This window comes from Priestia sp. FW507-14D1A, from assembly GCF_058781295.1.
Window position 1 is genome coordinate 215443 of the sequence record NZ_JBYSWQ010000005.1, and the last position, 23090, is coordinate 238532.

Sequence of the window (23090 nt, forward strand, 5' to 3'; positions counted from 1 at the left end):
TGAAGCAAATTTCAAGACGAATTCATATTTTTCTCCTACAATAGAGACAATATAGAAATTGAAAATTGAAAGGAAGAATCACCTATGATTAAGCTAAGCGTATTGGACCAGTCTCCTGTTTCAAGCGGATCAACACCAAAGGAAGCGTTAAAACGTACGGTAGAGCTGGCTAAATTAACGGAAGAGTGGGGCTACCACCGCTTTTGGATAGCGGAACATCATAATACGAACGGTCTTGCAGGCTCATCTCCAATTCTTTTAATGACGCACTTGGCTTCTCAAACGAGCCGAATCCGAATTGGATCTGGAGGAGTTCTTCTTCCTCAATACAGTCCGTATAAAGTAGCAGAAGACGCTCAGCTGCTTGAAAATCTGTTTCCGAATCGAATTGACTTAGGTCTTGGACGGTCACCGGGAGGAGATGCGCTGACTCGGCTTGCGCTGACAGATGGAGTCCGTAAAAGCCTCAATGAATTCCCGCGGCAAATTCAAGCGTTAAAAGGACATCTTGAGCATAATTTGCCGTCGGATCATCCGTATTACGGGGTGACAGCTTATCCGTTAAGTGAAACAAAACCAGAACTGTGGCATCTTGGTATCAATAAAAGAGGAGCAAGGTCGGCTGCTGAGCTGGGCATCTCTTTTACGTTTGGACACTTTATTTATTCAGTTGGAGGACAAGAAGCCATTCGTCATTATAAACAAGAATTTATCCCTTCTTCGTATCAATCAACGCCTAAAACCAACGTATGCGTATTTGTAGTATGTGCAGAAACAACAGAAGAAGCTGAGGGACACGCTAAAACGTTAGATGATTGGTTGTTGAAAGTAGCTAAAGGCGGAGATACAACGGTTTCATCGATAGAAGAAGTGCGTAATCGTTCTTATTCAGAAGAAGAGCTCAAAAAAATAACCACCAATCGTCCTCGTATGATCGTAGGAAATCCAGCTGAAGTAAAACAAGGATTAATCGGGCTGCAGCAAAAATACGATAACGACGAATTTTTAATTATTACAAATATCCATGATTATGAAGCAAAAAAGAAGTCTTATGAACTGCTTGCAGAGCTATTTCCTCAACCCTCATTTTTTTAAGAAAAAGATGGGGTTTTTTTACGGGATTAAATGTTAGAATATTTAAAAAGGAGGAGTGACATGCACGTAGATCAAAAAAGTGTAAGCAGCCAAACTCATAGGATTACCTATACACATATTAAAACAGGAGGGCCTCGCATTTGCTTTATGTTTTCAGGTCTAGGCTATACGTACGAAAAGCCGCTGTTGTATTATGTGACAATGCTGATGCTAAAACATGGGATTGATGTTGTTCAGATTCACTATGCATATTCAAAAGAGCTGATGACAAAGTCTACAGATGAGATTGCAGATGTTATGATGCAAGACATTGATCTCGTGCTGCAGGACGTTTTATCTCACAGTGACTATAAAAATATCATATTTGCAGGAAAATCAATTGGCACCATTCCGCTGATTCAGCGAGTTATGAAAGATGAAGTCTACAAAGATGCAGTGATGCTTTTACTGACGCCGCTTTTAACAAGAACAGAACTGTTTGAAAGTTTACTAGAAAACACTCATAAAGGTCTTCTTGTAATAGGAGCTCGCGATCACTATTATACTGAAGAAGTGTATCAATTAAAAACAAACACAATGAATATTGAAGTGATTGAAAATGCCGATCATTCATTGGACGTTTTGTATACTCCCACGGAATCGTTAAAGGCGCTAGAAACCGTTTTGAATGGCATAGAAAAGCTTCTTTGAGATAGGAAGTAAGGAAAGGAGGAAAAAATGGATACGCTACGTGAAATTATTTGCGAAAAAAGAGCCTACAGCTATTCACCTCATACTCATGATCATAACTACAGTCAGCTTTTGTTTCCGCTAGCAGGTGCTCTTGATATTCAAGCAAGTGAGCAGCACTTAACGCTGCAAGAAGGATGCTTTTACATTCCGCCTCGTCAGCTTCATACGTATCAAGCTAAAAACGCAAATGAATGTTTAGTTGTTGATATTCCGTTGAAATTTACAGAAAGTGCGCATCTTTCTCAACAAGCCGCTTTTATTCAATGGGATTCAACGTGGAAAGCAATTCGCTACCTTTTACTTGATGGGCTTCAAAAAAGCACTGACAGAGGGGCGCTTGAAGATTTAGTCCGTTACGTTCAGCATTATTTACCAAAGAACCAAACGTTTAAATCCATTGATTATCTTCATGCTAACTTTAATCAAGAGCTAAACATAGAAAGCCTTGCTAAGATGGAAAATTACCATCCTGCCTATTTTTCCGCTTGGTTTAAACAAAAAACGGGCTATTCGCCTCAAAGCTATGTAGCGCGTATACGTTTAAAGAAAGCAAAAGAATTGTTAAAAGAGAGCAGCTATTCGATAACGTATATTGCGCACGAAGTCGGCTATTACAGCTTGTCTTCATTCACTAAATGGTTTGCAAAACAAGAAGGAGTCTCACCCACGCAATATCGAAGTATCTTAAAAACAGACAAATAATATCATAAAAGCGGAAAAACTTTTTTCTTTCTTTTAGCTATGATAAAAGAAAGGAGATGGAAATATGAATACTTCATTATCAAAAATACTTATTTTATGTGCAGCTGTACTATGGGGAACAACAGGGACTGCCCAAGCTTTAGCATCTGCTGAAGCACATTCCGTGGCGATTGGAGCCGTGCGTTTAGCTGTAGGGGGGCTGTCACTTCTTGCAGCTTGTCTTATTCAAAAAAAGAAAGTGGACGTAAGAAACCTTCCTATTCTGCCTCTTACGGTTGCTGCAGCAAGTATGGCCGCTTATCAGCCGCTGTTTTTTTCAGCCGTTATCAAAACGGGTGTTGCAGTAGGGACAATGGTAGCAATTGGGAGTGCGCCGCTTTTGTCAGGAGTGTTAGATTACATAGTGTACCGCAAGAAACCTACAAAAAAGTGGCTGCTTGCCACGTGTACGGGTATTATAGGGTGCTGCAGCTTGTTGTTAAAAAAAGACAGTCAAATCGACGTGATAGGTTTAGGTATGGCGATAGGAGCAGGGGCGTCTTTTGCCTGCTATACGACTGTTAATAAAAAAATTGTTCAGCATGTTGATCCGCAAGTAGGCGCTTCTCTTGTGTTCACAACAGCTGCTGTTCTACTAATCCCATGCTGGTTTATATACGATATGAGCTGGCTAGTTTCTTTAAATGGAATAGGCATTGCTCTTCACTTAGGAATACTTACGACGGCTCTTGCTTATGTATTATTTTCTACAGCGCTTAAGTCGGTGCATGCGTCTACCGCCGTGACGTTATCATTAGCAGAGCCCGTTACCGCTTTTTTATTGGGCGTCTTTTTCTTAGGAGAATCTCTAACTTTGGTGAACATATGCGGAGCAGCACTAGTATTTGCTAGCTTAGCGTTTTTAACGTATTCTCCGAAATCATCGCTAAATCAAGAGGTGCGTATATAAAGAAATCCCCTTTCTCCAGAGAAAGGGGATTTCTTATTAAGCGTACATGCTAGCTACTTGTTTTTGCAGGTTGCTGTCTTCTAAATACTCATCGTACGTCATTTGCTTGTCAATTACTCCGTTTGGCGTAATTTCAATTACACGATTTGCAATCGTTTCAACGAACTGATGGTCATGAGATGTGAAAATCATTGAACCTTTGTAGCTGATAAGTCCATTGTTGAGTGCTGTGATTGATTCTAAGTCAAGGTGATTCGTAGGATCGTCTAGTAAAAGAACGTTTGAACCGCTTAGCATCATTTTAGAAAGCATACAGCGAACTTTTTCTCCTCCGGAAAGAACGTTGGCTTTTTTCAACACTTCTTCACCAGAGAATAGCATTCTGCCTAAGAAACCGCGTAAGAAGCTTTCGCTTTGGTCATTAGGTGAATACTGACGCAGCCAGTCTACTAAGTTTAAGTCTCCGTTTTCAAAGTACTCGGAGTTGTCTTTAGGGAAAAAGGCTTGAGACGTTGTCACACCCCATTTGTACGTACCGCTGTCTGCTTCCATTTCACCCATTAAAATCTTCATTAATGTTGAATTTGCAAGTTCGTTGCGGCCTACAAGAGCGATTTTGTCATCTTTATTCATAATAAAGCTTACGTTATCAAGCACTTTTACGCCGTCAATTGTTTTTGTTAGACCTTCAACGCGAAGTACGTCATTTCCAATCTCACGTTCCGGTGTGAAGTTCACGTACGGATAGCGACGAGAAGAAGGGCGGATGTCATCTAATGAAATTTTATCAAGCAATTTTTTACGAGACGTTGCTTGTTTTGATTTTGATGCATTTGCGCTAAAGCGAGCGATAAAGGCTTGAAGCTCTTTAATTTTTTCTTCTTTTTTCTTGTTCGCATCTGACGCCATTTTTTGTGCTAATTGACTTGATTCATACCAGAAGTCATAGTTACCAACGTAGACTTGGATTTTACTGAAGTCAAGGTCAGCAATGTGCGTACATACTTTGTTTAAGAAGTGACGGTCATGAGATACAACAATGACTGTGTTTTCAAAGTTAATTAAGAACTCTTCTAACCATTGAATTGCTTGAATATCCAAGTTATTCGTAGGCTCATCTAAAAGTAATACATCAGGTTTTCCGAATAAAGCTTGTGCAAGAAGCACTTTTACTTTTTCACTACCCGTTAGTTCAGCCATTTTTTTTGCGTGAAGATCTTCAGAAATGCCTAATCCTTTTAAAAGAATAGCCGCTTCTGATTCTGCTTCCCAACCGTTTAATTCAGCAAATTCACCTTCAAGCTCAGCTGCTTTCATTCCGTCTTCATCTGTGAAGTCTGCTTTCATATAAATAGCATCTTTTTCTTGCATTACTTCATAAAGGCGAGCGTGCCCCATAATAACGGTTTTCATAACTTCTTGATCTTCATATTCGAAGTGGTTCTGTTTTAAGACAGCAAGGCGTTCGCCAGGGCCCATATGTACATCACCAGTTTGAGATTCAATTTCACCAGATAAAATTTTTAAAAACGTTGATTTTCCAGCACCGTTTGCGCCGATTAATCCATAACAGTTACCAGGCGTGAATTTAATATTCACATCTTCAAATAACTTTCGGTCGCCAAATCGTAAACTTACATTACTAACTGTAATCATGTATGAGCAGTCCTCCAAATTCAATATCTATAAAATTATACCATTCTTTTGAGATAAGAGCGATATGAATACAATATTTCAAACATAAAGTGTAACCGACACTTCAAGCACTCGTCAACCATTTAAGGGATTTTTTGAGCGGTGAAACTTGATTATTCTAGCATTCACCAAAACTTTGAACAGCAAACCAGCATGTTTAATCCTTCAGTAATCAGCTCTTTTTCATTTTTAAGATGGATGTTGTAATCCTTTGTATAAGAAACAAAAAGAAGAATAATACTACCTGGTAAATAAAAGAATTTATATGAAGTGAACACTGATATTTTACGGGTGCTTATTTCTAAAATTGGTTTGATATAGACATAAATAGGGTGATTATCATGTGGAAATTAGTTGTTTCCTATCTTCCAGAATGGCCAGTTTTTATACAAGCAGTTCTGGTTTTTTTCATCCCGTATATAATCTACAAATTATTAAGCGGGATTCGTAATTCAGAGGAAGAGTGATGAAAGTGAAAAAATGGAAATCAGCAGTAAAAAAAATAGGAAACCATGCGAACGAGAAGGAAAACAAACAAGAATTTACACCTCAAAATTCATCTAATCCTGTTACGGATCATTTATCTTTAACTCTAAAAGCAGTTAAAAATGAAATTGGTCATAACTCCGACGTTCATTTTCGAGAGTTTATTATAGGACGCACCGGCATTCAGGCAGCTATTATTTTTGTAGAGGGGCTATCAGATAAAGATCTTATTGAAAAACATATTTTGTCATCATTGATGGCTGATTTTTCAAAAGAATATCAACAGGATCAGCTTTACGTAAAGGGAAGCCTTTCAAAACAGTTTATTAAAAGCCAAGTATTATCAATTAGTGAAGTAGAAGAGGTACATCCTATTAAAGAAGTAATATCAAAAGTCTTAACAGGATCTACGGCTCTTTTAATTGACGGGTTATCACTTGCCTTAATTCTTGGTACAAGCAAAATAAAAACAAGGACGATTGAAGAGCCCGTATCAGAAGCATTGGTGAGAGGGCCAAGAATAGGCTTCACTGAATCGTTAAGTGATAATACTTCTTTATTAAGAGGAAGCGGAGACATTGAAAATTTATCGCTGGTGAAATTTCAAGTAGGAAAGCGTTCCAAAAAAGATTTAGTTGTTGCTTACATAAAGGAGGTTGTTAATCCAGAGCTAGTTGAAGAAGTAGAAAAACGAATTAAAAAAATTGACCTCGATAATGTACCGGAGTCAGGATATGTTGAACAACTCATTGAAGATAATTACCTTAGTCCCTTTCCTCAGGTGCAGAATACGGAGCGTCCCGATCGTGTAATTGCTGCTTTGATGGAAGGGAGAGTAGCCATTTTATTAGACGGGACGCCTTTTGCTTTAATCGCCCCTGTTACGTTTAGCATGATGTTACAGTCGCCGGAAGATTATTATGAAAGGTGGATTCCCGGTACATTCATTCGTTTTCTTCGTTATATTGCAGTGGTTCTTTCCCTTTTTACCCCGGCTTTGTATATTGCGTTTATTTCATTTCATCCAGGATTAATTCCGACTAAGTTAGCTATTTCTATTATAGGATCAAGGTCTGGTGTTCCGTTTCCCGCCCTTATCGAAGCCTTATTTATGGAACTATCGATCGAAATTTTGAGAGAAGCCGGACTCCGGTTGCCGAAACCAATTGGTCCAGCAATGGGCATTGTCGGTGGGTTAATCATTGGAGAAGCTGCGGTGCAGGCAGGAATCGTTAGCCCTATTTTGGTGATTGTAGTGGCGTTAACTGCCATTTCATCGTTTTCTATTCCGCAATATAGTGTAGGAATCACATTGCGTATTCTTCGGTTTGTAGCCATGCTTTGTGCTGCCATACTTGGATTATATGGCGTCATCTTATTTTTCCTTTTTATGATGAGCCATTTAGTGAAACTAAAAAGTTTCGGCGTACCTTATATGAGTCCAGCTGTTCCTTATCGTTTAAGTGAATGGAAAGACTTGGTAGTCCGTATGCCTCTGATGATGATGAAACGACGTCCAAAGATGATGCACACCAAAGATCCTCTGCGAAAAGGGTAGCTTATGATGAAAGGAAATGGGCTGTTAGAAATGATAAATTCAAAAGATCGTATTACGACGCCTCAAACAACTATTATTATTACCAACTTTATTCTTGGAACAGGTATTCTTACCTTGCCCCGGGCAGCTGCGGAAAAAGTGAAAACACCAGATGTTTGGCTAACTGTTATTTTAGGGGGGATAATCACCATGATAGCAGGGGTAATCATGGTGAAATTAAGTCAACGCTTCCCTGAAAAAACCTTTTATCAATACAGCCAAGAAATTGTAGGGAAATGGATAGGCAAGTTATTTAGTTTCCTCATGATAGGTTATTTTTTGGCACTTGGTGGGTTTCATGCTCGTTCATTGGCAGAGGTAACTGGATATCTATTGTTGGAAGGAACCCCTAAATGGGCTATAATCATGCCATTTATGTGGGCAAGTCTCTATCTGATAAGAGGGGGAATAAATCCAATTGCCCGTATATTTGAAATTATATTACCTATTACCGTTATTCTTTTTTTACTTGTTGCCTTTATGAGTATCAAAATATTTGAAGTGGATAATCTGCGCCCGGTACTAGGTTCAGGTATTACGCCGGTGCTAAAAGGGATAAGGACAACAGCTCTTGCGTTTACTGGGCCTGAATTCATGCTTTTAATATTGGCATTCATGAAAGAACCAAACAAAGCAGTAAAAGCTGTACTAGTTGGTACTGCGATTCCTTTGCTTCTTTATGTTATTACCGTCGTGATGGTTATCGGAGCGTTCTCAGTGGATGGAGTGGTTACGAGAACGTGGCCTACGCTTGATTTAATAAGAAGTTATGAATTAACTGGGTTAATATTTGAACGCTTTGATTCCTTGTTGCTGGTGGTATGGATTATGCAAATGTTTACTTCTTTTAATGTTAACCATTACGCTGCTTCATTAGGACTGTCTCAGCTTTTTGGAAAAAATATCCATACATTTATGTATGGTGTGCTTCCGGTTATTTATCTCATTTCCATGATCCCTAGAAATATCAATGATGTATTTAAATTAGGAGATATGGTTGGTAATGCTGCCCTGATTTTATTTGGCTTTTTACCCGTACTGCTTCTTATAATTTCAAAAATAAAGGGGAGAAAGTATGAGACAAGCCTCTAATCACGTACGGTTCTTCTTATCGGTTTTGCTTTCTGTTTTTTTGCTTTTTCCTCTGGCGGGCTGCTGGAGCAGTCATGAAATTGAAGAACGAAGTTTAGGAGTAGGTATGGCTCTTGATAAAGCTAACAAGTCCATGACTGAAAAAGAATTTGATGAACAAGAAGAGTATCCCAAAAGGAACTTGATTACGTCAACCTACCAGCTGATCACCCCGCAAGTGGCAAGTTCAACAACTGTCCAAGGAGGACCTCAGCAGAAGGCTTACGTGAATATGGCTGAAACGGGAGATTCTATTCATCAAATGACTCGTGAATTATCATTGAGAAGAGAGACTTCGATTGCCAGCCAACATCTAAAAGTAATTATTATTGGCGAGGCTCTTGCGAGAACGTATAGTTTAGGAAAATTAGTGAATGAGTTTCTTCGTGATAATGAGATTAGACCAAGCTGTCTTGTACTTATTAGTAAAGGGAGAGCTAGGGACGGGCTAGAATCGAAGACAGCAGGAGAAATCCCGGCATTTCGTTTGGCTGGAATGGTGGAAAATGCATATCGAACAACGAGAATTTTACCTCCCACGTCGCTCATTAAATTAGAGAGCAATATTGAATCAGGGACTAGTTTTCTATTGCAAAATGTATTATCGGCAAATGGGGAAATCAAATTTGCTGGTGCTGCCATAATTAAAGGGAAAACAAACAAAATGATCGGTTTTTTGAATGAAGAAGAACTAGATGGTCTGACTTGGATCACAGGAAAAGGGAAAGGCGGGCTAGTGAAAAGCTTTGATAAAAAGACCGGTCAGCTGATTGTATACGAAATAGAATCCATGAAAAGTCATATTGAACCTCATGTTAAAGGAAATAGCATCTCCTTCGATGTGCATATTGAATCCGAGGGGAGGCTATCTGAAAATTGGGTGGTCTCAGGAAATCCTTTAAAAAATCAATTTTTACAGAAGGTGCAAAAAAACTCAGAAAAAAAAGTGGAGCACCTCGTAAAAAACACGGTAGAAAAAATGCAAAAAGAATATAAAGTCGATGTGGCCGGGTTCGGAAATCAATTGAGAATTAAAAGGCCCAGAGTATGGATGAGGGTTAAAGACAATTGGGATCAAACATTTAGTGAAGTTCCAATTAACTATGATGTAAAATTAATGATTAAAGATTATGGAACGTCAGGATCAAAAAAGTGAGCAGCTAAGTACAATTTGGCTTGTTTTGATGTTGGAAATGAAAGAAACTAAAAGGAATAGCCTTAGAGCTTGCTAAAAAATATTCCCCCCAGTAAGGAGCTTGAGGGATAAATGAAGAATAAGAGCTGTCCAGAACCGACAGCTCTTATTTGCTATTCAAAAATATAAGCTAATGCTTGAAGAGCCTGTTCTGGCGTTTCGACTACAACTTGGGCTTTGTTTGACAGTTCTTTAAGCGGGTGGTGCAGTTTTTCAGGGCGAACCAAAATTAGCGGTTTATCTAATGCGATGGCTGTCGCCGCATCCATTGCGCTGTTCCACTGTTTGTATTTTTCGCCAAATAAAGCAATAACCACATCAGATTTTTTAAGGAGCACCTGCGTGCGTAAATTATTAATTTGGGAAGCAGCTTCATCTTTTAAGACAGCGTTAGGCTGTTTTCCTAAAATTTCTTCTCCAATGTTGTCGGAGCGGTCATGGTCTGTCATGGGACCGACAAAGGTAAGGGGAAGGTTTAATTGTTCTGCTTGGTTTTTAATTTCGTCTCGCCAGTTATCGTGAATTTGCCCGGCAAGGTATACGGTTAAGTTCATTATGTAGAAGTCCTCCTCTAACTAAGATTTGTTTTATTTTATCAAATGTAAGCGGATAATACGAATGATTTGAATGGGCTACTTTTCCAAAAATAAGGTTATAGTAGACAAATAGTTAAAAAAGAGAAACAATAGAAGGCGTATTGCTAATTAAAGAAAGGATGTACATGATGACAGAAACAGTGCTACAAGTAGATCATGTCAATAAAGTAATTGGGAAGAAAACCATTTTGCATGATGTATCCTTATCGGTTGAGCGCGGTGAGATTTTCGGGTTGCTTGGTCCGAACGGTTCTGGAAAGACAACGCTAATTCGTACCGTAGTAGGACTCATTAAAGAAACAAAAGGGACAATTACCGTCAATGGGTTTCCTTTAAAGGAACAGTTTACATCAGCTATGAAATCAATTGGAGCGATTATTGAAAACCCTGAGTTTTATGATTATCTGACGGGCTATCAAAATTTAAAACACTTTGCGAATATGCATGAAGGGATCACAGCAGAACGCTTGGATGAAGTGATTGCGCTAGTAAAGCTTGAAAACAGCATCCATGCAAAAGTGAAGACGTATTCTCTTGGGATGAGACAGCGTTTAGGAGTAGCTCAAGCTATTTTACATAAGCCTGCATTGCTTTTACTAGACGAGCCAACCAATGGTCTAGACCCAGCGGGAATGAGAGAGTTTCGTACATATTTACAAACACTTTGCAGGGAAGAAGGAATTTCAATCTTAATCGCGAGCCACTTATTAAAAGAAGTAGAAGCATTATGTGATCGCGTTGGCATCATTCAAGACGGTGAGTTAAAAGCCGTTCAAGATCTATCTCCAAATCGTCAAGATCAAGGAATGTACGTAGAATTTGAAGTGTCTGATGCGCAAAAAGCAGCGGATCTTTTATCACAACAATTTGAAGTAACGGTGAGATCACATAGTATCGACGTGGCGATTGTAAAAGAGCAAATTCCAGCTGTGAATAAAAAATTAGTGGACAGCGATATTTTAGTCTACCAAATTACCCCTGTGTATGAGACGCTTGAAGATTCGTTTATGTCCGTTACGGAAGGAGAGCACCATGCTTAAGCTAATTCAAAATGAACACATGAAATGGTTTCACAAAAGAAGTACAAAAATCACGTTTATTACAATCGGCATTTTAACTCTTTGTATGGCTCTTTTAATGAAGAAAGTAGCAAACAGTGCAGGAACAGAAGACAATATTTTGAACTTCCTGTCATTTAGTTCAGGTATGCTGATTCTCGTTCAATTTTTCGCGCTTGCTGTTGGAGGGTCAATGGTTGCAAAAGAGTTTGAAGCAGGTACCATTAAACTTCTTTTAATTCGCCCTGCTAGACGTTCAACGATTTTAGCATCCAAGTACCTAACTCTCGTTTTAATTAGCTTATATTATTTACTGAGCTATTTGCTTTTTTCATTTGTATGGGGAGCATTGTTCTTTGGCTTTACCAGTCTAGAAGGAGATGCACAGCTGCTTAAAAACATTACGCTTACGTATGACAGTGCGTATATGGAAACGTTTATGATGATGACGTTCGCATTCATGCTGTCGTCTTTATTTAGAAACAGCGCGCTTGCTTCCAGTCTAGCTATTGTCGTAAGTATCGGCGCGAAAGCTGTAACAGGACTGGTATCAGAGCTAGGTTTATGGTGGGGGAAATTTTTATTATTTGCCAACACGAACTTTGTGCAGTATATGGACGGAATGAAGCCGCTGTTTGACGGCATGACGATTCCATTTTCCATTTTCATCTTAGTTGCCCATTTTGTCTTCTTTATGGGCGTAGCTTGGGCAGCGTTTTTAAAACGAGACGTAGCTAATTGATGTGAGAATTTTCGCACTATATATTTTTCTAAAATAGCATTTGACAATTAAATAAAAAGAGATTACAGTAGTGAAAGACTATTTTTAAAACAACTATAAACTTCTTATCAAGAGAGACGGAGGGACTGGCCCTATGATGTCTCGGCAACTGGCTGTACGCAGTGCGGTGCCAAATCCAGCAGACGATGTTTCGTTTGGAAGATGAGAAGGGTAATCTTATGATACAAATAAGAGACCTCTTCTTATCAATAAGAAGAGGTCTTTTTTTATTACGTAAACAAGAGGTGTTAAGAATGGAACAACAAAAAGGAAACGGCTGGGCGCTGTTACCGCTGGGCGTCTTTTTAGTCCTGTTTGTCGGATCAGGAATTATAACGGGAGATTTTTATAAGCTTCCTGTATTAGTAGCCATTATTATTGCAGCCATTGTGGCCCTGGCTATGAATCGTAAAGATTCACTTAATGTAAAAGTGGAGCGTTTTGCTAAAGGAGCAGGGCATCCTGATATCATTATTATGGTGCTTATTTTTATTTTAGCAGGTGCTTTTTCTGAAGTTGCTAAAGGTATGGGAGCTGTTGATTCAACGGTAAACTTAGCTCTCTCTGTGCTTCCGCAAAGCTTAGTGGTAGTCGGAATCTTTGTTATTGGCGCATTCATTTCAATTTCGATGGGAACGTCAATGGGAACAATCGCTGCGCTAGGACCTATTGCTGTAGGAATCAGTGAGCAAGCGCATGTATCCATTACATTAGCAATTGCTGCCGTTGTTGGTGGTGCAATGTTTGGAGATAATTTATCCGTAATCTCTGATACGACCATTGCAGCAGTTCGTACGCAAAAAACAAATATGTCAGATAAATTAAAAGTAAACTTTTTTATTGTCCTTCCTGCAGCGATTGTTACGGTAATTTTATTGCTTGTAATGACGCTAGGCAATACGTCATCAGTAGAAATTAAAGATTTTAGCTGGTTTAAAATCTTGCCTTATGTCGGCGTACTGGTTGCTGCCATATTTGGTGCAAACGTATTAAGTATTTTAACCGGAGGAATTGTGCTAGCCGGCGTGATTGGATTAGCTGACGGAAGCTACACGCTTTCTTCCCTTGCTAAAACTGTGACAGAAGGTATTGGCGGAATGTCAGAGTTAATTATTTTATCTCTGCTAATCGGCGGAATGGTTGAGCTTATTCGCTATAACGGCGGTATTCAGTTCTTATTGAATTTATTAACACGACGCATTCAAACAAAAAAAGGCGGCGAATTCAGCATCGCTGGACTAGTAAGTTTAACTAATTTAGCGACGGCTAATAACACGATTTCAATTATTACAGCAGGTCCGTTAGCAAAAGAAATCTCTGATAAATATTCAATTGATAATCGTAAATCAGCCAGTCTGCTTGACTTGTTTTCATGCAGCGTTCAAGGGCTTATCCCTTACGGCGCACAAATGCTTCTCGCAGCAGGATTTGCTAAAGTTTCACCGATTGAGATTATTCCATTTACATTCTACCCAATGTTAACAGCGGTTTGCGGGGTCATTGCAATTGTAATTGGATTTCCTCGTTTAAATAAAAATTCAAAGTCATCTAAAGAAGCTGCGTAATATCAAACCCTTAAAAAGAATGTTCTTTTTAAGGGTTTTTTACTGTTTAAAAAAATCAGTCGGCTTTTCATCATCTAACTCCTTCCAAAGCGTCTCGTTCTGTTTAAGTGCATAAGCCGCTCCTCCAATTTCAATCCCGCATAATAAAATGAATAATAAAATACCCATGAAATGACCTCCTTACGTAAATGAATAAAAACACGATGGTAACGGGTTTAGCTTCTTGCTGTTTCACTTTATAATGAGAATAAAGTATGAAACGCGTTTCAGCGCAAGAGAAAAAGGTGAAAACATGACAAATATCCGAGATATCGCAAAAAAAGCTGGTGTATCTGTTTCGACTGTATCCCGGGTGCTAAATCATCATCCGTATGTAAAAGAAGAAAAACGCCGGCTGGTAGAGCAGGTTATTCACGAACTTAATTATGAACAAAACATTAATGCCGTTCACTTATCAAAAGGGAAAACAAATATGATTGCCGTCGTCTTGCCTTTTATTAATCATCCGTATTTTAGTCTGCTTTTAGAAGGAGTGGCATCTCAAGCGTTAGAAAAGCAGTATCAGCTTGTTATTTGTCAGACGAACTATGATGTGAAAAAAGAAGAAGAAGCGCTTCATATGCTAAAAACAAAGCAAGTTGATGGAGTGATTATTTGTTCTAGAGCAAGCAGCTGGAGCACGATTGAATATTATCAGCAGTACGGACCGATAGCCGTGTGCGAAAACGTACAGAATCGTTCTATTCGCTCCGTATACGTTGATCATTATGCAGCTTTTAAACAGGCGCTTATGTATTTAAAAGAAAAAGGATATACGGATATTGGCTACTGTATTGGAAGAATGACGGGTACGAATAGTCAACAGCGGCAACAAGCATACAAAGAATATGTAGAAAGAATAAATCAGCCTTATCATCCGGAATGGGTTTTTCAAGGCTGTTTGAACGTGACAGATGGTGAAAAAGTGGTGGAAAAATTAGTGCAGATGAAAAATCGGCCTCAGGCGCTTTTAGTAACAAACGATCAAGTAGCTATCGGAATAAAAGCTCAGTGTGAACAAGCGGGTATTTCAGTTCCTGGTGAGTTAGCTATCATTGGTTTTGATAATCATCCGCTTTCTTCTTATTTACAAATAACAACGATCGAACTTCCTCTTAAGGAAATGGGAGAAACGCTTTTTACATTAGTTGGAAGTAAGACTCCTCAGAAAATTGAGCTCCCTTTTCGGTTTATTGAGCGTAAAAGCGTATGAATTTTTGATGATGCCATGAGGTGTTTTTACCGGATAAAACGAGCAAAAGCGGACATCATACGAGTAAAGAAAGAAGAAAAGGATGATGATCGTGGAGAAAAAAGAATATCAAGTGGGAGATCAAGTATTTGTTATTTACCGAAATCCTCATACGGCAAACGTTGCGAATATTAATCAAGCTGAAATTGTTGAACATCCCGAAAACAAAGGTGAAAAGGCGCTGTTTTTACATGAGTCTTACCATTTGTTAGCTGAAGATGATGCCGTATATTCAACGTATGAAGAAGCTGAAAAAATGTATAATAAGATATTTGATTATGAACAATATGACTGATGCAAGGCTCTCTTAAACGGAGAGTCTTTTTTGTTTGAAAAATAATTACCAAGGATAGAGTCTTTTTATTTTTCAAACGCTATTAGTATTAGAAAAAAGGAAGTGTGCATGATGATAAAACCTTTTGTACCTCAATTAGTATATATTGAGCCAGGAGCAATGGAGTACCCGCTTGGTGTTCAATTAAAAGAGAAATTTGAGAAGATGGGAATTGAGATTCGTCAAACAACTTCCCATAATCAAGTGCGTAATATACCGGGAAAAAATGATTTGCAAAAATACCGCAATGCCAAGTCAACTTTAGTAGTTGGCGTGCGTAAAACATTGAAATTTGATACATCTAAACCGTCAGCTGAATATGCAATACCATTTGCAACAGGGTGTATGGGGCACTGTCACTATTGTTATTTGCAGACAACAATGGGAAGCAAACCATATATTCGCACGTACGTGAATGTTGAAGAAATATTAGGTCAAGCAGAGCAATATATGCAGGAAAGAGCCCCTCAAATAACGCGATTTGAAGCGGCTTGTACATCTGATATCGTAGGAATTGACCATTTAACACATTCATTAAAGCGCGCGATTGAATATTTTGGGGAAAGTGAACTAGGTCAACTGCGCTTTGTGACTAAATTTCATCACGTGGATCATTTATTGGATGCTAAACATAATGGTCGCACGCGCTTCCGCTTTAGCATAAATGCAGATTATGTTATAAAAAACTTTGAACCTGGTACATCTCCTCTTGATTACCGGATTGAAGCTGCTAATAAAGTTGCAAAAGCCGGATATCCACTTGGCTTTATTGTGGCGCCTATTTACATTCATGAAGGTTGGCAAGAGGGATACCGTCAGTTGTTTGAAAAGCTTGACGCCTCTATACCTGAGGAGTCAAGAGATGATATTACGTTTGAAATGATTCAGCATCGCTTTACCAAGCCGGCCAAACGGGTAATCGAGAAAAATTATCCGAAAACAAAGCTTGAGATGAATGAAGAAGAGCGCCGCTACAAATGGGGGCGTTACGGAATTGGAAAGTATGTATACGCAAAAGATGAAGAACAAGAATTAAGAGAAACATTAGAATATTACATTGATCAGTATTTTCCGAATGCAAAAATCGAATATTTTACGTAATTATTCTACAGTAATTGAAAAGTTATTCTGACGCTTCAGTCAAAATAACTTTTCAATTTTTAATGTAAAAAAATAAATTGCTTGCTAATAAGTTGAAAAAAAGAGGTTATTTTTATCTCTTGTCGTATTACATACAAAAGGGAGGTGACTGAGATGTTAAAAAATGAAGAGTTTGCGCTAACAAAAGAATTAACAAACGAACAGCAAGAAGCTGCACGGAATTTTATTCAAGTGTTGTTCCAAGAAGATTTATCTGAATTTTGGAACATATTGTGTGATATCGATAAGTCTCGTATCTACGGCTTGTATGAAGCAAACCATTATTATGATTCTGATGTTGAACTGCATGGGTTTGTACAAGAAATAAGAGATAATGTAAGAGCTGTTTATGCGCCTCTTCAAGGGCAAGGGGGTATTTCGACGAAAGTTCGATATACAAGCGAAGGAAAGATGTATGTATACATATTAGGCAGTGGCGAAAACCCTAAGGTATATCCTGTTGGATTAATGCCTGAAACATATATCGAACAAGAACGTTTTTCTCAGCGGCTTCAAATTAGCATTTATAACGACGAGTTTCGAAACGTTGCCCTATAAACCATATATATGGAAAAATAAAGAATAATAAAATTAATTTGTTAAAATAGCAATATTTGGGGTATGTAATAGGTATAACATTAAAAAGGGGTGAAAGAAATGCATTATTATCGTATTTCAGAGGGAGACCATGAAGAGTATTGTGAAACGATTCTGCTTCATGAAAAGAAGTTTTGCAAAGAAACATTTCAATCTATGGTGCGAGAAGCAATGAATAATAAGCCCGGTAAAATTGACCGTGTGGATATTGTTAAATATTTAATTGGTCACCATAGCTTTCAAGTAGCCCACATCGAAGCGGGATTTCATAGTACATACAGCGAGAAAGTGACATAAAAAATGCAGCACATCCTATACAACGAACTTTTCTTTTGAAAAGGGCGCTGTATTTTTTTTTGCTTAAAATAGAATGTTTCTAAGTGATATTCCTTTTAATGGTATAATAGTTAAGTGCTGTAAGATATACATATAAAAATCACAAATACTTTAAAGAGAAAGGGTGAGGAAATATGGAAAAAGAAAGAATAGAAGAACTTGAACGAAAAATAAGCAGTTTAGAAGAAGACGTAGCCAGGCTAAAGTCGCTCGTATATAAAACAAATTCTCCAAGACCAAAAACAGTTCACGCTCCTCCCAAGCAGCGTGAGGAGACGACTAAACGTCCTGCTCAAACAGCAGCTAAAAGCTCACAGGCAATAGAAGAACCCGTTGATTGGGAAAAAGTCCTTTTTCAAACATGGCTGCCGAGAATTTTTATTTTTGTATTTATTATTGGCGTGCTATGGGGATTTAAAGCAGCCTCTGACTATGGGTTAATGAATGAAAAAGCAAAAGTTGTTCTCGGTTTCGCTGTTTCAATAGGTTTTGCTGTGACAGGTCATTTCCAAATTAAAAAGGGCAGGTTGGTGCTCGGGCAAGTACTTGTAGGAGGAGCTATTCCTATCCTCATGTTGACGACGTTTGCGATGCATAGCCTGTATCATTTAGCGGGACCAACGCTTGCTTTTATACTAAATGCGAGCTGGATTATCCTAGGGATTATCGCGACAGTCTTTTATCGTTCACAGGCATTAGGTATTATTAGCGCGGTTGGAGGCGTACTAGTTCCTTTTCTTATTGAAAGTAATTCGCCTAATGCGCTCGTTTTCATTGGCTATGAAACGCTTCTGTATATTGCCTTTTTATATGTGGCAATCAAACAAAAATATTCAATTTTATATGTTCTTTCCGCGGTACTATTAAATCTTACGCTACTCATTTATTACTCGTTTGTCGGTGATAATGGTGTAAAAGAGTTATTAGGTATGGCAATTCTTATTCAGCATTTATGCTTAATTTCAAGTTTTTTTCTATCACAATCCGTACTCCAAGTATATGCGTTTACCCTTTTATCGAGTTTAGCAGTTACGTACGGCTGGCTGCTCGCCGTTTTTGACGATGGCACGACCACAATGGTGCTGCTTGCGCTAGTTATTATTTACGCATTAGGTGTTTACGCAGTAAGAAGTTCTAAAGAGAAATTTGAATTTTTTATTACCTATTTAATTGTTGCAGTAGCGTTTTTTATTCATCAGCTCGTCGATTTAAGAGAAGGAGTTATTTTATATGTGATTCAAGGACTTGCTGTTTACTATATCGCCATGACGTATAAAAATCTACTTCATCAACTATTTTCTTATACGATTTATATACTGAGTGCAACGTATATCTTAGTTACACCAATCGAACGAGTGTTGTCTCTTCCGACATTAAATTGGATTGTTGTGTTAGCTTCTATTCCAGTATTTATATGGATCAGCATTCAAAAAACAGAACGGGATGAGCACGATATATTCAAAATTGGAGGAAGTATTGTTTTTTCTATTCTTTCTTTAATTTTTGCTACAGAAGTGACGGTCGCTGGCACCAATCACCTTTCCACTAATCCGCAAACGCTTATTATGACGGCCGTTTGGTTAGGGATGTCCATTGCAGCATTTGTAATAGGATCACTTAAAACGTTTAAAACAGCAACGTATATCGGCGTGGGCATTTTGTTCTTAACACTTTTTAAACTCATTTTATACGATTTACCTTTTATCCCAATGGCTATACGGGCCTTGTTATTTATCGTCTTAGGAGCTATCGGTTTAATTATCTCGCGACTATTTTATAAAAAGAAGTAGCTCGAAGCTGAAGAGAAATTCTTCAGCTTTATTTATTATAATATGATTATGTAAACTTAATCTTGAAGTCGTACAAAAGGTATACAATCATGTATAATGGAACAAGTGAATTGGAGGTATACATAAAATGAAATCACTTGTATTAGCAGAAAAGCCAAGTGTAGCACGTGATCTTGCGCGCGTACTTGGGAGCACACAAACAAAAAAAGGGTATATTGAAGGACCAAAGTATGTCGTAACATGGGCACTCGGTCATTTAGTTGAATTACAAACACCAGAGGATTATGATAACCAATATAAAACATGGCGCTTAGAAGATCTGCCAATCATGCCTGAGAAAATGAAATTAAAAGTAATTCGTAAAGTGAGCTCGCAGTTTCGTACAGTATCCGATCTAGCAAAAAGAAAGGATATTGGTGAGTTAATTATTGCGACTGATGCAGGGCGCGAAGGAGAGCTTGTAGCACGCTGGATTATGGAAAAGGTACGCTGGAACAAGCCGTTTAAACGCCTTTGGATTTCGTCTCAAACGGATAAAGCAATTCGTGACGGATTTAAACAGTTAAAACCAGGAAAAGAGTTTAATCGCTTGTATGATTCAGCCGTTTGCCGTTCAGAAGCCGATTGGCTTATCGGTTTAAACGTAACGAGAGCGTTAACGACTAAATACGAAGAACCATTGTCGGCAGGAAGGGTACAAACACCGACGCTTGCGATGATAATTGAGCGTGAACAAGTAATCAATACATTTAAACCTAGTGAATATTGGACGCTTACAGCTCAGTTTTCATCTTTTGAAGCCGCTTGGCAAAAGGGCAATGAAAAGCGTATTTTTGATGAAAAACGCGCAAAAGAGCTGCACTCAAAATTATCAGGTGAGGCAGTTGTAAAAACAATTAAACGTAAAATGCATAAAGAAGCGCAGCCGCTTCCTTATGACTTAAACGAACTGCAGCGAGATGCTAACAAACGCTTTAACTTCTCTGCTAAGAAGACATTGAATGTACTTCAAAAGTTATATGAACAGCATAAGTTAGTCACGTATCCACGTACAGATTCTCGTTATTTAACAACAGATATGGTTTCTACTATGAAAGAGCGCTTGGAAAGCATCTCTGCTGTATATAAAGAAGAAGTTCGTCCAATTTTAAGAAATGCACAGTTGCCAAAGCGAGTGGTTAATAACGAAAAAGTAAGTGATCACCACGCTATTATCGTAACGGATCAGCCTGTATTTCTCCAGGACTTATCAGCTGATGAACGAAAGCTGTATGACTTAATTGCAAAGCGATTTATTTCATTATTTTATCCTGCATATGAGTATGAAGTGGTTAAAGCAGAGCTTGAAGTAAATGGGGAACAGTTAGTAGCAAGCGGAAAGCAAGTCGTGAATGCAGGCTTCAAAAAAGTTTCTGGTGGAGACTCAGAAGCAACGGTGAAGCTGCCTGATATGGAAGAAGGCAGCAAGCTGTCCATTCAAGATGTAACGATGAAAAGTGCATTTACAGAGCCGCCGCAGCGCTATACAGAAGCGGATCTTCTTGGACAAATGGAAAAACATAATTTAGGTACCCCGGCAACACGTGCAGATATTATTGAAAAACTTCTGCAAAATGAATCCATTGATCGCCAAAACAATCGTCTGCACGCAACCAAAAAAGGGAAGCAGCTGATTGACCTAGTAGCAGATGAGTTAAAGTCGCCTGAGCTTACGGCTAAGTGGGAACGTGACTTAGAAGCAATTGCTAAAGGAAAAGGAAATGCAAAAGAGTTCTTAACAAATATTCGCGAACAAACAGAAAAGCTAGTTAAGCAAGTAAAAACGAGTAATCAAACGTACAAACCTCATAATTTAACGGGCTCTAAATGTCCGGAATGCGGTTCTTTCTTGAAAGAAAAGAAAACAAAGCAAGGAAGAGTGCTCGTTTGTTCAAGCCTTGAGTGCAGCTATAGACGCGCAAAAGACCCTAAACTATCAAATCGACGCTGTCCGCAGTGTCACAAGCGAATGGAAATTCACTCAGGAAAAGCGGGTACGTACTTCCAATGCCGTTCATGTCAAGTAGTGGAGAAAGCTGAGGACAAAAAGAAAAAGATTTCAAAACGAGAAGAACGAAAGCTTCTTAACAAATACAATGATGATGGAGCATTTGGTTCAAGCTTGGGTGATGCTTTAAAACAAGCTCTTCAAGATAAAAAAGATAAATAATGTAGAAAAGTGCGATACCACGGTATCGCACTTTTTTCCTTTAATATGGATTAAGTGATGAGTAAGCAAGGTGGAGTGGAACAATGAAAAGAAAAAGCAGGGGAATGATCGTTTAATCTCGTTCTTTATAGTAGGAGTGATGGTACTAATCATTTTAGCGATGACTCTTTTATCGGTCTTATTTTTTTAATGGAGAGTGCGCTGGATAGTGAGTTTCTACGTAAAAAACTAAGCTGATGAAGTTTTTCATCAGCAGCGCATCGGCAAGAAAAGCGTATCATATCAAGCTTTAAAGAACCCTGTAACATATTTTTTTAAAAAAGTATGTGATTTTTTTCACATATCTCTTGAAAAAGGACAAACATGTTTGTATAATAAGAATTGTAAAAGATATGTGAAACATTTCACAATATATGTGAAAAACTTCACAATATCATATTTTCTATAATCCTAAGGGGGATATCATCTATGAAAATTGCAGTAGTAGGGTGTACACATGCAGGAACGGCAGCAGTAAAAAATATGGCAGAACTTTATCCAGAAGCTAAAATTACAGTTTATGAGCGAAATGATAATGTTTCATTTTTGTCTTGTGGAATTGCGCTCTATGTAGGCGGGGTCGTAAAAGATGCAAATGGCTTATTTTACTCTTCACCGTCTGAATTGCAAGAGATGGGTGTAAATATGAAAATGAAACATGAAGTTACGAATATTGATACAGAGGGTAAAAAAATAGCTGTACGAAATTTAGAAACTAACGAAGAATTTGAAGATACATTTGATAAACTAGTGATGACAACTGGATCATGGCCGATTATTCCAAACCTTGAAGGCATCGACTTAAATAATGTTGTGCTTTGTAAAAACTATCAGCATGCTAATCACATTATTGAAAAAGCGAAGCAAGCGAAGAAAATCGCCGTAATTGGTGCGGGCTATATTGGTGCGGAATTAGTAGAAGCATTCGAAGTGTATGGAAAAGAAGTGACGTTTATTGATAGTGCTGATCGCATTTTAAATAAATATCTTGATCCAGAATTTACGAATCTAATGGAAACTGAGTTTGAAAATCGAGGAGTTAAGTTAGCATTAAACCAAGCGGTTACTAAATTTGTAGGCAGGGAGGGATCTGTTGAAAAAGTAGTGACAACTGAAGGCGAATACGAAGCGGATCTTGTTATTCTGTGTGTTGGCTTCCGTCCAAATACAGACTTAGTAAAAGGACAAGTAGACATGCTTCCAAACGGCGCAATTGTAGTTGATGAATATATGCAAACAAGCAAAAAAGATGTATTTGCAGCCGGAGATAGCTGTGCCATTTATTACAATCCAATTAAGAAACATGCCTATATTCCGCTTGCTACCAATGCAGTTAGAATGGGAACATTAGTAGCTCAAAACCTTGTTAAGCCAACGATTAAGTACATGGGAACACAAGGAACATCAGGCTTGCATATTTATGATTACAATGTTGCATCTACCGGCATAACTGAAACAGCAGCTTCTCTTTTTGATATGAATGTGAAAAGTATCACAATATCAGAGAATAACCGACCTGAATTCATGCCAACGTACGAAAATATTACGTTGAAAGTAGTATATGAAGAAGAAACAAGACGAATTGTAGGCGCACAGGTTATTTCTAAAATTGATGCTACTCAAGCAATCAATACATTGTCTGTCTGTGTACAGCAGGAGATGACGATCGATGAGCTTGGCTTTATGGACTTTTTCTTTCAACCGCACTTTAATAAGCCTTGGCATTTCTTAAACCAAGCAGGACTTCAAGCGCTTCAAGCATAAAAAAGCAG

Annotated in this window: 21 protein-coding genes and 1 riboswitch; of the genes, 18 read left to right on the plus strand and 3 right to left on the minus strand. The window is 38.3% G+C overall.

Annotation, left to right across the window (positions count from 1 at the left end; translation table 11 throughout):
* The first annotated feature begins 84 nt into the window (after nt 1–84).
* From AC3WJG_RS18700 to AC3WJG_RS18715, 4 genes are all read left to right on the plus strand, one after another.
* Complete coding sequence (locus AC3WJG_RS18700; protein ID WP_337134023.1) at nt 85–1095, plus strand: LLM class flavin-dependent oxidoreductase; 1011 nt, start codon at nt 85–87, stop codon at nt 1093–1095.
* A gap of 60 nt (nt 1096–1155) precedes the next feature.
* Complete coding sequence (locus AC3WJG_RS18705) at nt 1156–1785, plus strand: alpha/beta family hydrolase (RefSeq protein ID WP_337134022.1); 630 nt, start codon at nt 1156–1158, stop codon at nt 1783–1785.
* A 27-nt stretch (nt 1786–1812) separates the two neighbouring features.
* Entirely contained in the window at nt 1813–2529 is a 717-nt protein-coding gene (locus AC3WJG_RS18710; protein WP_098525099.1) for a helix-turn-helix domain-containing protein, read from the plus strand.
* Between the two features lie 64 nt (nt 2530–2593).
* Nucleotides 2594–3478, plus strand: coding sequence for a DMT family transporter (locus AC3WJG_RS18715; protein ID WP_098578840.1), 885 nt, complete (start codon nt 2594–2596; stop codon nt 3476–3478).
* A 36-nt stretch (nt 3479–3514) separates the two neighbouring features.
* Here AC3WJG_RS18715 and AC3WJG_RS18720 read toward each other — a convergent pair whose 3' ends face one another.
* Complete coding sequence (locus AC3WJG_RS18720) at nt 3515–5134, minus strand: ABC-F family ATP-binding cassette domain-containing protein (protein WP_013083037.1); 1620 nt, start codon at nt 5132–5134, stop codon at nt 3515–3517.
* A 505-nt stretch (nt 5135–5639) separates the two neighbouring features.
* On the opposite strand from AC3WJG_RS18720, the gene AC3WJG_RS18725 reads away from it, so the two are divergent.
* The 3 genes from AC3WJG_RS18725 to AC3WJG_RS18735 are packed head-to-tail and all read left to right on the plus strand — an operon-like array spanning nt 5640 to nt 9543.
* A complete protein-coding gene (locus AC3WJG_RS18725; protein WP_337134021.1) occupies nt 5640–7217 on the plus strand; it encodes a spore germination protein in 1578 nt (525 codons plus the stop codon).
* A 3-nt stretch (nt 7218–7220) separates the two neighbouring features.
* Nucleotides 7221–8348, plus strand: coding sequence for a spore germination protein (locus AC3WJG_RS18730; RefSeq protein ID WP_098333239.1), 1128 nt, complete (start codon nt 7221–7223; stop codon nt 8346–8348).
* Complete coding sequence (locus AC3WJG_RS18735) at nt 8332–9543, plus strand: Ger(x)C family spore germination protein (RefSeq protein ID WP_060745717.1); 1212 nt, start codon at nt 8332–8334, stop codon at nt 9541–9543. Before AC3WJG_RS18730 ends, AC3WJG_RS18735 begins: the two co-directional genes overlap by 17 nt.
* A gap of 152 nt (nt 9544–9695) precedes the next feature.
* On the opposite strand, the gene AC3WJG_RS18740 is transcribed toward AC3WJG_RS18735, so the two are convergent.
* Nucleotides 9696–10136, minus strand: coding sequence for a YtoQ family protein (locus AC3WJG_RS18740; RefSeq protein ID WP_025752263.1), 441 nt, complete (start codon nt 10134–10136; stop codon nt 9696–9698).
* Nucleotides 10137–10306: 170 nt separating this feature from the next.
* On the opposite strand from AC3WJG_RS18740, the gene AC3WJG_RS18745 reads away from it, so the two are divergent.
* From AC3WJG_RS18745 to AC3WJG_RS18755, 3 genes are all read left to right on the plus strand, one after another.
* Nucleotides 10307–11218 (plus strand): ABC transporter ATP-binding protein, encoded by a 912-nt coding sequence (locus tag AC3WJG_RS18745; RefSeq protein ID WP_337134098.1) that lies wholly within the window; start codon nt 10307–10309, stop codon nt 11216–11218.
* Nucleotides 11211–11978 (plus strand): ABC transporter permease, encoded by a 768-nt coding sequence (locus AC3WJG_RS18750; RefSeq protein ID WP_028408634.1) that lies wholly within the window; start codon nt 11211–11213, stop codon nt 11976–11978. The genes AC3WJG_RS18745 and AC3WJG_RS18750 overlap by 8 nt, the downstream gene beginning before the upstream one ends.
* 101 nt (nt 11979–12079) lie before the next feature.
* Nucleotides 12080–12186, plus strand: a riboswitch (SAM riboswitch).
* A gap of 85 nt (nt 12187–12271) precedes the next feature.
* Nucleotides 12272–13582 (plus strand): Na+/H+ antiporter NhaC family protein, encoded by a 1311-nt coding sequence (locus tag AC3WJG_RS18755; protein ID WP_337134020.1) that lies wholly within the window; start codon nt 12272–12274, stop codon nt 13580–13582.
* A gap of 39 nt (nt 13583–13621) precedes the next feature.
* Here the strand turns inward: AC3WJG_RS18755 and AC3WJG_RS18760 are convergent, their stop codons facing one another.
* Nucleotides 13622–13750, minus strand: coding sequence for a hypothetical protein (locus AC3WJG_RS18760; protein WP_013083044.1), 129 nt, complete (start codon nt 13748–13750; stop codon nt 13622–13624).
* A gap of 124 nt (nt 13751–13874) precedes the next feature.
* On the opposite strand from AC3WJG_RS18760, the gene AC3WJG_RS18765 reads away from it, so the two are divergent.
* The 8 genes from AC3WJG_RS18765 to AC3WJG_RS18800 all read left to right on the plus strand — a co-directional run bounded on the left by AC3WJG_RS18765 (nt 13875) and on the right by AC3WJG_RS18800 (nt 23082).
* On the plus strand, nt 13875–14834 hold the full coding sequence (locus AC3WJG_RS18765; protein ID WP_060745714.1) for a LacI family DNA-binding transcriptional regulator: 960 nt from the start codon (nt 13875–13877) through the stop codon (nt 14832–14834).
* Between the two features lie 85 nt (nt 14835–14919).
* On the plus strand, nt 14920–15168 hold the full coding sequence (locus AC3WJG_RS18770; RefSeq protein WP_016764006.1) for a transcriptional regulator SplA domain-containing protein: 249 nt from the start codon (nt 14920–14922) through the stop codon (nt 15166–15168).
* 111 nt (nt 15169–15279) lie between these two features.
* Nucleotides 15280–16308: a spore photoproduct lyase gene (splB, locus tag AC3WJG_RS18775; protein ID WP_025752275.1), complete on the plus strand. Its 1029-nt coding sequence runs from the start codon at nt 15280–15282 to the stop codon at nt 16306–16308.
* 153 nt (nt 16309–16461) lie between these two features.
* Nucleotides 16462–16905 carry a hypothetical protein gene (locus AC3WJG_RS18780; RefSeq protein WP_025752277.1) on the plus strand — a complete coding sequence of 148 codons (444 nt, stop codon included), beginning with the start codon at nt 16462–16464 and terminating at the stop codon, nt 16903–16905.
* Between the two features lie 99 nt (nt 16906–17004).
* The gene (locus AC3WJG_RS18785) at nt 17005–17241 is read left to right on the plus strand and encodes a hypothetical protein (RefSeq protein WP_013056931.1); all 237 of its coding nucleotides are present in this window, start codon (nt 17005–17007) and stop codon (nt 17239–17241) included.
* Between the two features lie 173 nt (nt 17242–17414).
* The gene (locus AC3WJG_RS18790) at nt 17415–19070 is read left to right on the plus strand and encodes a DUF2339 domain-containing protein (protein WP_337134019.1); all 1656 of its coding nucleotides are present in this window, start codon (nt 17415–17417) and stop codon (nt 19068–19070) included.
* A 127-nt stretch (nt 19071–19197) separates the two neighbouring features.
* A complete protein-coding gene (locus AC3WJG_RS18795; protein ID WP_028408630.1) occupies nt 19198–21279 on the plus strand; it encodes a DNA topoisomerase III in 2082 nt (693 codons plus the stop codon).
* Nucleotides 21280–21747: 468 nt separating this feature from the next.
* Complete coding sequence (locus AC3WJG_RS18800; RefSeq protein WP_098432738.1) at nt 21748–23082, plus strand: FAD-dependent oxidoreductase; 1335 nt, start codon at nt 21748–21750, stop codon at nt 23080–23082.
* Nucleotides 23083–23090: the final 8 nt, after the last annotated feature.